The 8,885-nt window shown below is 68.9% G+C and carries 9 protein-coding genes and 1 pseudogene; 5 read left to right on the top strand and 5 right to left on the bottom strand.

Features of this window, described 5'->3' with window-relative positions:
* From A5694_RS00165 to A5694_RS00155, 3 genes and pseudogenes are all read right to left on the bottom strand, one after another.
* Positions 1 to 263 (bottom strand): annotated as a pseudogene (locus A5694_RS00165) (ATP-dependent DNA ligase); the annotation flags it as partial.
* Between the two features lies 1 nt (position 264).
* Positions 265 to 1,299 (bottom strand): ATP-dependent DNA ligase, encoded by a 1,035-nt coding sequence (locus tag A5694_RS00160; RefSeq protein WP_064919845.1) that lies wholly within the window; start codon positions 1,297 to 1,299, stop codon positions 265 to 267.
* A gap of 172 nt (positions 1,300 to 1,471) precedes the next feature.
* Positions 1,472 to 2,389, bottom strand: coding sequence for a haloalkane dehalogenase (locus tag A5694_RS00155; protein WP_064919844.1), 918 nt, complete (start codon positions 2,387 to 2,389; stop codon positions 1,472 to 1,474).
* 76 nt (positions 2,390 to 2,465) lie between these two features.
* Between A5694_RS00155 and A5694_RS00150 the strand changes: the two genes are divergently transcribed.
* Genes A5694_RS00150 through A5694_RS00145 form a run of 3 tightly spaced genes read left to right on the top strand, consistent with a single transcriptional unit; the run spans position 2,466 to position 4,887 of the window.
* Positions 2,466 to 2,882: a DUF302 domain-containing protein gene (locus tag A5694_RS00150; RefSeq protein ID WP_064919843.1), complete on the top strand. Its 417-nt coding sequence runs from the start codon at positions 2,466 to 2,468 to the stop codon at positions 2,880 to 2,882.
* Between the two features lie 12 nt (positions 2,883 to 2,894).
* Entirely contained in the window at positions 2,895 to 3,032 is a 138-nt protein-coding gene (locus tag A5694_RS23825; protein WP_165604277.1) for a hypothetical protein, read from the top strand.
* Positions 3,033 to 3,054: 22 nt separating this feature from the next.
* Positions 3,055 to 4,887, top strand: coding sequence for a fatty acyl-AMP ligase (locus tag A5694_RS00145; RefSeq protein WP_064919842.1), 1,833 nt, complete (start codon positions 3,055 to 3,057; stop codon positions 4,885 to 4,887).
* Here A5694_RS00145 and A5694_RS00140 read toward each other — a convergent pair.
* Complete coding sequence (locus tag A5694_RS00140) at positions 4,884 to 5,357, bottom strand: NUDIX domain-containing protein (protein ID WP_064919841.1); 474 nt, start codon at positions 5,355 to 5,357, stop codon at positions 4,884 to 4,886. The genes A5694_RS00145 and A5694_RS00140 overlap by 4 nt on opposite strands.
* Before the next feature lie 3 nt (positions 5,358 to 5,360).
* Positions 5,361 to 6,719 (bottom strand): WS/DGAT/MGAT family O-acyltransferase, encoded by a 1,359-nt coding sequence (locus A5694_RS00135; protein WP_064919840.1) that lies wholly within the window; start codon positions 6,717 to 6,719, stop codon positions 5,361 to 5,363.
* An 82-nt stretch (positions 6,720 to 6,801) separates the two neighbouring features.
* Here A5694_RS00135 and A5694_RS00130 point away from each other — a divergent pair, with 82 nt between their 5' ends.
* Both A5694_RS00130 and A5694_RS00125 read left to right on the top strand, forming a co-directional pair.
* On the top strand, positions 6,802 to 7,500 hold the full coding sequence (locus A5694_RS00130) for an Rv3717 family N-acetylmuramoyl-L-alanine amidase (RefSeq protein WP_234786318.1): 699 nt from the start codon (positions 6,802 to 6,804) through the stop codon (positions 7,498 to 7,500).
* Between the two features lie 2 nt (positions 7,501 to 7,502).
* A partial coding sequence (locus A5694_RS00125; RefSeq protein WP_234787885.1) for a neutral zinc metallopeptidase occupies positions 7,503 to 8,885 on the top strand: 1,383 nt, incomplete at its 3' end.

Genomic DNA, 8,885 nt, shown 5'->3' with positions numbered 1-8,885 from the left:
CGGCAGGACGCCAGATCGTCGGGATGCCCACGCGGCAGCCGCTTCTGGTAGACCTCGGCACCTTCGATGCCGTCCGGGAACCGCTGCAGGTGGGTGGGCCGGTCGGTCAGCGTCGGCAACAACGGCCCGCTGGCCACCGCCAGGTAGTAGTCGGCCAGCGCTCGCTTGGTGCCGGCCGCGCCGAGCCGGGGAAAGTACACCTTGTCGCCGCTGGTGAACCGGACGGCCGTGCCGTCGACGTCCAACTCCTCGGCCGTTCCCATGTCAGGACTCCAGCACGTCGGCGAGTTCGTAGTTGAGGGGGACGTCGAGCTGGTCGAAGGTGCAACTGGCCGGGTCGCGGTCGGGGCGCCACCGCAGCAGCTTCACGGTGTGGCGGAAGCGGTCGCCCTCCATCTGGTCGTAGGCGACCTCGGCGACGCGCTCCGGGCGGATCGGGACCCACTGTTTGTCGGCCGCCGAGTTCCACCGGCTCGCCTCGCCCTCGCGGACGTCGCCGAGGCGCAGGGGTTCCAGCTCTTGCAACAGGGCCAGCCGGTCGGCGTCGGTGAACGACGCCGCGCCGCCGACCATGGCCAGCTCGCCGTCGGGGCGGTACAGGCCCAGCAGCAGCGAGCCGATGCCGGCGCCGCTCTTGTGGATGCGGTAGCCCATGACCACGCAGTCGGCGTCGCGGCGGTGTTTGACCTTGACCATCTCGCGCTTGCCGGGCAGATATGGACCGTCGGTGCGCTTGGCCACCACCCCGTCGAGCCCGGCACCTTCGAATGTGGTGAGCCAGTGCGTGGCCTGCTCGGGGTCGGCGGTGGCGCGGGTGACGTGACAACTGGGACCGCCGGTGATCAGCTCTGCCAGCGCCTCCCGACGCACCCGGAACGGCTCGGTGAGCAACGATGCATCTCCGGTGGCCAGCGCGTCGAAGCCGATGAACTGCGCCGGGGTCTGCTCGGCCAGCATCCGCACCCGGCTCTGCGCGGGATGGATCCGCTGGCTCAGCGACTCCCAGTCCAGCCGGGTGCGTCCGCCGATCTGCCGCGGCACGACCACCTCCCCGTCGAGGACGCAGCGCGGGGCGACCTCGGCGCGTAGCGCGTCCAGCAGTTCCGGAAAGTAGCGGCCCAGTGGTTTGCCGTTGCGCGATTGCAGCAGCACGTCGTCGCCGTCGCGAAAGACGATGGCGCGAAAGCCGTCCCATTTGGGTTCGTAGGACCAACAACCGGACTCCTCCGGAACCTTGGCGGCCGCTTTGGCGAGCATCGGATCCACCGGAGGTGTGACGGGCAGGTCCATGGTGTCCATGATGGATGCTGCGGCCCCATCTGTCACAGACGCCACGGCCGGCGGGAGATGTGTGTGTTGCCCGGCTTTGCGCGACAACACGTGTTAGGTCGCGTGTGCGCGGGGGGTGTTGTCGCTCGTAGCCGGGCAACTCGCCGTATGGTCCCGGCGCCGGCTGGTCTGCGCCGGCCGCTCAGCGGCGCAGGAACTCCACGATGTGGCGGGCCAACTCCTCGCCGGCGTCCTCCTGCAGAAAGTGGCCGGCGTCGTGGATCACCGGGTGCGCCCGACCGTGGGCACCGGCCATCTCGCGCTGAAAGATCGGGGCCATCGCGCCGGTGATCGGGTCGCCGTCACTGAACGCGACCAGCATGGGAATCTGCGAGGCGCACAGCGTGGCCCACGCCGCCCGGTTGGCCGGGGCGGCGGGATCCTCGGGGGTGGTCGGGATCAGCGACGGCATGGCCCGCGGACCGACGCAATAGCTGTCGTCGGGAAACGGCGCGTCGTACCCGGCCCGCACCGCTTCGCCCATCGGCTTGCGGCACCCGGACTGCACGAACCATCCGACGTCGATCGTCGGTGCCGTCTGGATCGCTTCCCGGAAGCGCCACCAGATCTGCGGCATCGGGATGTCCCCGGTGGGCAGGCCGGTGTTGGCCACGACGACCCGGCTGAACCGATCCGGGTTCTCGGCGACCAGCCGCAGCCCGATCAGCCCGCCCCAGTCCTGGCCGACCATGGTCACCCGCTGCAGGCCCAAGACGTCGAACGCCAGCGCCCGCATCCACTCGACATGGCGGGCATAGGTGTGGTCCTGCGCGCGCGTCGGCTTGTCCGAGCGACCGAATCCGACCAGGTCCGGGCAGATGACCCGGTGGCCGGCCTCGACCAGAATCGGGATCATCTTGCGGTACAGATACGACCACGACGGCTCGCCGTGCAGCATAAGGATCGGGTCGGCATCTTCGGGACCGTCCTGCACCCAGGCCACCCGCAGCGTGCCGCCGGGCTCGTCCTCGTCCAGGTCATCGAGGTCGCAGAACCGGGGCGGGTAACCGAAATCGGGGAGGTTGACGAACCTGTCGTCGGGGGTACGCAGGGTCTGCATGAGGTGACGATACCGCGTTGGTATATACCCACCGGGGTATCAGGTAGACTGCAGGCACGACAATAAAGGAGGCCTCATGTCCGTTGCGATGAGTACCGCGGTGTCCGGCGTCGACTTCGACACGGTAACCGCGAAGACGCGAGAGTTGCTGAAGGACAACGGTTTCGGTGTACTGACCGAGATCGACATGCAGGCGACACTGCGCGCCAAGCTCGGCGAGGAGATGGAGCGCTACCTGATCCTTGGCGCCTGTAACCCGCCGTTGGCGCACCGCGCGGTGACAGCCGACAAGCGCATCGGTGTGCTGCTGCCGTGCAACGTCGTGGTCCGCGAAGACCCGCAACACCGCGAGACGGTGCTCGTCGAGGCGATGAACCCCCAGCTGATGGCCCAAGTCGTCGACAATCCCGCGCTGGCACCGATCGCCGACGAGGTAACCGAGAAGATCCGCACCGTCATCGATACCCTGGCTGTTGCGTTGCGCACCGCCTGAAAGGATTCGCTGATGTGCTACCCCGTACCGTGCCGGGTTTGCGGCAAGACCACCTGGGACGGCTGCGGCGAGCACATCGCCGACGTCCGCGCGCAGGTGCCGCCCGAGCAGTGGTGCGAGGGGCACCCGGAGGCCAGGCGCCACCCCTGAGTGAACCGATTATGGTGTGTGGATGCCGGAGCAGCCCACACCACCAGTGCGCAGCCTGGTGGAGTTGCTGCGGCTGCAGGCCGACCGGTTCGGCGACAAGATCGCGTTCAGTTTCGCCCCGGACGGTAAGAAGGTCACCGCCCGCCTGAGCTATCGGGAGCTCGACACCAAGGCGCGCGCCATTGCGTCCGCTCTGCAACATCAGGGCGCGGCCGGGCAGCGGGTGCTGGTGATCTGCCGCCCGGGTCTGGACAGCATCGCCAGCCTGTTCGGCTGCTTCTACGCCGGCGCTGTTGCGGTGCCGGTGGACACCCCGCTGGCCCGGCTGAAGCTGGTCGCCCCCGATGCGCAGGCCGCCTTCGCGGTCGCGACCTCCGACACCCGGACCCAGCTGCAGGCGCTGGCCGCCGACGTGCCGGGCATGTCGACCCTGCAATGGTGTGCCAGCGACCGGGCCGGCGACCCCGATGACTGGACACCGCCCGACGCCGATCCGAGCGCCACCGCCCTGCTCCAATACACCTCCGGCTCAACGAAATCGCCCAAGGGTGTCGTGCTGACACACGACAACCTCATGCACAATCTGGAGGCCATCCGGCGAGCGTGGCGCGGCGACGAGAACGCCAAGAGCGTCTACTTCCTGCCGCAGCAGCACGACATGGGACTCATCGGCGGCGTGCTGGAGATGATCTATGTCGGCTGCAGCACCGTGTTGATGTCGCCGATCGCCTTCTTCCAGCGCCCCCTGCTGTGGCTGGAAGCGATGTCGGCGCACCGCGCCACCACGACAGCAGCTCCCAACGCCGCATACCGGCTGTGTGTCAAACACAGCACCGCCGCCCAGCGTGCGGCGTTGGATCTGTCGCGCTGGTCCACCGCCGCCATCAGTTCCGAGCAGGTGCACGCGTCGACGATGCAGGAGTTCGCCGAGGCGTTCGCCCCGGCGGGGTTCCGGCTGCAGGCGTTTCGCCCGGCCTATGGGTTGGCCGAGGCCACGCTCTTGGTCTCCGGAGACTCCGGTCCTGCCGTCGCCGGCGTCCGGTACGTCGACCGCGACGCACTGGCCCAGAATCGGGCCGTCGACGTCACTGCCGATGCCACGGCCGTCCCCCTGGTCAGCTGCGGTCCACCGGTATACGGCCAGCGGGTCGTGATCGTCGATCCGGAGACCCGCCGCCAACTCGGACCCGACGAGGTCGGTGAGATCTGGGTGTCCGGGCCCAGCGTGGCGCAGGGCTACTGGGCACGCCCGAAAGAGAACGCGCACACCTTCGCAGGCTTCCTCGCCGGCACCGGCGAAGGCCCGTTCCTGCGCACCGGGGACCTGGGTTTCCTATGCCGGGGCGAGGTATTCGTCACCGGGCGGTGGAGCGACCTGCTCACCCTGCACGACAGCAACTACTACCCGAACAACATCGAACCGACGGTGCAGGCGTGCCATCCGGCGTTGCTGGCAGACCGCGGCGCGGTCTTCGCGGTGCAATCGAAGCCGAACGCCGACAGCCACCTGGTTGTCGTGCAGGAAGTCGACCATCAGCACCGGGTCACCGAGCCGGAACTCGCCGGCATCATCGACGGGATCCGGGCGGCGGTCAGCGAGCAGCACGGCCTTGAGGCGCACGATGTGTTGCTGGTACCGGCGATGCGGCTGCCTACCACCTCGAGCGGCAAGATCCGGCGGGGCGAATGCCGGCAGCAATTCCTCGACGGCAACCTGGAGGCGTTGGCCGAATGGCATGCCCCGGCGGTGCCGGTCGAGCGCACGCCGAACGCGACGGGCGCCGGCGCGCTGGCCCGGATGATCGTGGGCGGGCTGGCGCAGCTGCAGCAGCAACGCAACACCCCGCCGACTTAGGGCCTGGTCTTCAGGTACTCCGCCAGCCGGTCCAGCACGGGCCGCTGCCCGGCCAGCAGCTTGATCCGCGCCTGCTCCAGGGCGAACCAGCCGACCCGGTCCACCTCGGGAAACTCCTGCCGTTTTCCCGACCGCGGCGGCCACTCCAGTTCGAAGGTGTTGCTGCGGGCGTCGGTGACGTCGAGGTCGCCGTGCACGGCGAACACCGTGACCAGCTTTCCGCCCGCCTGTCGCACCACACCGAGATCCAGGCGCTCGCCGTCAGGCGGATCCAGGCCGATCTCCTCGACGAATTCCCGTCGCGCGGTGAGCCACGGGTCCTCGCCGTCGGGTTGCTCGCCCTTGGGGATCGACCACGCCCCGTCGTCCTTGCGCGCCCAGAACGGGCCGCCAGGATGGACGATCAGCACCTCGACGGCGTCGTCGGCGCCCGACCGGTACAGCAATAACCCGGCGCTGCGCTTGGCCACGACTCACGCACCCACAGCGCGTTCCAGGTCTTCCAGCGAGGTGTCCAGGTGCCCCAGCAGGCGCTGCAGGTGCGGAACCGAGCGACGGCAGCCGACCAGCCCGAAGTCGAGATTGCCGGCGTTGCTGACCACGGTCATGTTCAGCGCCTGCCCGTCCAGGGCGATAGACAGCGGGTAGTTGCCGTCCAGGCGCGCGCCGCGCCAGTACAGCGGCTCGGCCGGGCCGGGGACGTTGGAGATGACGATGTTGAACGGCGGAGGCGCCGCCGACACGAAGCCCGGAATCGCCGCCAGGGCCAACGGCGCCATGTTGGCCGCCGATAGGGCCAGCGCCTGGGCGCGGGGCAACTCGGAAAACACCTTCTTGTTACGGCACATCGACTCACTGATGGTCTCCAGCCGCTGCGCCGGATCCTTCAGGTCGGTGGCCAGATTGCACAAGATGGTGCCGACCATGTTGCCGCCGGAATCGGCGTCGGCTTCGTTGCGCAGGCTCACCGGAACCATCGCCACCAGCGGCTGCTCCGGCAGGGCGTGTTGTTCCTCCAGGTAGGCCCGCAGCGCCCCGGCGCACATCGCCAGCACCACATCGTTGACGGTCACCCCGGCGGCCCGCTTGATCGCAATGACGCGCTCCACCGGCCAGGACTGCGCCGCGCACCGGCGCGCACCGCCGATCTTGACGTTGAACATGGTGCGCGGCGCTTCGAACGGCAGGGTCAGCTGTTGTTCGAGCAGGGCGGCACGTGCCAGCTTCACCGTCGAAGGGCCCAGGGCCGCAACGCCTTTGACCATTCCGGTCAGCTCTCGCAACCGGGACGGCGCAGCGGGACGCGGCCGCGACGGCGGCGCCAGCGACCACGGGGTGCGCAGTTCGGCCTCGCGCGGGTCGATCGACAAGGTGCGGCGCAGCAGCCGCAGCAGCGAGACACCGTCGATCAAGCTGTGGTGGATCTTGACGTACACCGCGAATCGGCCGTCGCTAAGACCCTCCACCAGGTGCGCCTCCCACAGCGGGCGGTGCCGATCGAGCAGGCTGCCGTGCAGCAGCGACGTCAACTCCAGCAGGTCGCGTACCCGGCCCGGAACCGGCAGCGCCGAACGGCGCATGTGGTACTCGATGTCGACCTCGTCGTCGAAGGCCCACCCCACACTTGCGATTCCGCCCAACAGGGTGGCCGGGCGTTTCCGGAACGCGGGCTGCAGATCACGGGCGCCCAGCAAGCCCTGGTAGATCTCGCCGACGAATTCCAGACCGGCGCCCTCCGGCGGCTCGAAGAGCATCAGGCCGCCGACATGCATGGGGTGCTCGCGGGTTTCGGCCAGCAGGAAGACCGAATCGGTCGGCGACATCAGCTGCATCGATCCATTACACCCCGGCCGGCCCCCGCATGCTTGCTAGTCTTTGGCGGTGCGTCGCCGGACCATTGTCTGTGTCGCCTTCATCGCGTGCTTCGGGGCGACGACCACCGGTGCGCCCACCGCATCCGCCGACGCCGATGTCGCCGGCAAGACGGTGTTTCTGGATCCGGGACACAGCGGCGCCAACGATTCCTCGATATCCCGGCAGGTGCCCAACGGACGCGGCGGCACCAAGCCGTGTCAGACCAGCGGAACCAGCGCCGACGACGGCTACCCCGAGCACAGCCTGAACTGGGATGTGACCAACCGGATCCGCGCGGCCCTGGACCAGCTGGGCGTGCACACCGAACTCTCCCGGGCCGACGACACCTCGGTGGGCCCGTGCATCGATGCGCGGGCCGCCGCCGCCAACGCCGCTCGCCCGGATGCCATCGTGTCGATCCACGCCGACGGCGGGCCGGTGTCGGGCCGCGGCTTTCACGTCAACTACTCCACCCCGCCGCTCAACGACGCCCAGTCCGGGCCGGCGGTGCGGCTGGCCGGTGCCATCCGGGACTCGCTGGCGGCCGCGGGCATCCCCGAATCCAGCTACCTCGGCGCCGACGGGCTCTACGGCCGGGCGGATCTGGCCGGGCTGAACCTGGCTGAGTACCCCGCTGTGCTGGTCGAACTGGGCAACATGCGCAACGCCGATGACGCGGCGTTGCTGGGCAGCCCCGATGGGCGTGCCCGCTACGCCGCGGCCGTCACCAACGGGATCGTCGCGTTTCTGAGCAGGTGATGATGTCGGGTGTCGGCGTAACCGCCAGAACGCTTTTCGGTGTGGCCTGCCTGCTGCTGGCGTTGGCGGGCTGCGCGGACAGCACCCCGACGGTGGTGGCCGGGCGTGCGATGGCAATGCTGTATGACCCGGGCCGAGTCGGGGGTTTGCCGGTTTCGGAAGGCCCCAGCGGCCCACGGGGCGACCCGCCGCCAGTGACCCCGCGGGTGGTCAACAGCGACGGCGGACAGATCGACCGGTTGTCACTGCTGGCGATCGACGACATCGAGGACTTCTGGGCCCAGCACTATGGGCAGTCGCTGAGCGGACACTTCACGCCGGTGTCGACGCTGATGTCGTATTCCTCCACCGACCCGAACGGCCCTCCGGTGTGCGGTGGCGACGTCTACCACCTGCCGAACGCGATGTACTGCCGGCGGATGGACACCATGGCATGGGATCGGGCCAAGTTCTTGCCGACCGCCCGAAAGTACTTCGGCGACATGGCAATCAACGGCACCCTGGCCCACGAGTACGGGCATGCCCTGCAACACATGGCCGGCATCGTCCACCCGTTTACCCGAACCCTGGTGCGCGAACAACAAGCCGACTGCTTCGCCGGGGTGTATCTGCAGTGGGTGGCCGCCGGCAACTCGTCGCGCACCCAGTTGAGCACCGCCGACGGACTCAACCATGTGCTGGCCGGGCTGATCGTGATCCGCGACCCGGTGTCGACTTCCGACAATCCGATATCGATCTCCGACGAGCACGGCACCGCCCTGGATCGGGTCGGCGCGTTCCAGACCGGCTTCGACGGCGGCGCCGAGATGTGCGCCAAGATCGACACGGGCGAGATCCGCAAGCGCCGCGGGAATCTGCCGCGCTCGCTGTTCGATTCGGAGAACCCGCAGAGCGACCTGACCATCGACGCGCAGGTGTTGGCGACGCTGATGGAGCAACTGGGGCAGATCTTCGGCTTGTCCCGTCCGCCGGCGCTGGCCACGTCGGGCAAGTGCCCCAGCGGCCACCACCCCAACCCGGTGGCCTACTGCCCGGAGACCAACACCGTCGTCGTCGACCTGGCCGGCCTGCAGGACATGAGCGCACCGACGGACCAATCGACACTGGGCATGCCCCAAGGCGACAACACCGGGCTGTCGGCCGTGACGTCACGGTATGCGCTAGCGGTGCAAGCCGAACGCGAGGTCGGACTGGAGTCGGCGACGGCGGCGCTGCGCACGGCGTGTCTGACCGGGGTGGCCCAGCGTCAGATGGCAGAGCCGATGACGTTGTCATCCGGCCCGGGGCTGACGCTGGCCGGCGGTGACCTCGACGAAGCGGTCACCGGGCTGCTGATGAACGGCGTGGTCGCCAGCGACGTCGACGACAACACCGTGCCGGCCGGG

Source organism: Mycolicibacter sinensis, from assembly GCF_001667945.1.
Taxonomy (GTDB): Bacteria; Actinomycetota; Actinomycetes; order Mycobacteriales; family Mycobacteriaceae; genus Mycobacterium; species Mycobacterium sinense_B.
This window is presented reverse-complemented; position numbering and strand designations above follow the sequence as displayed.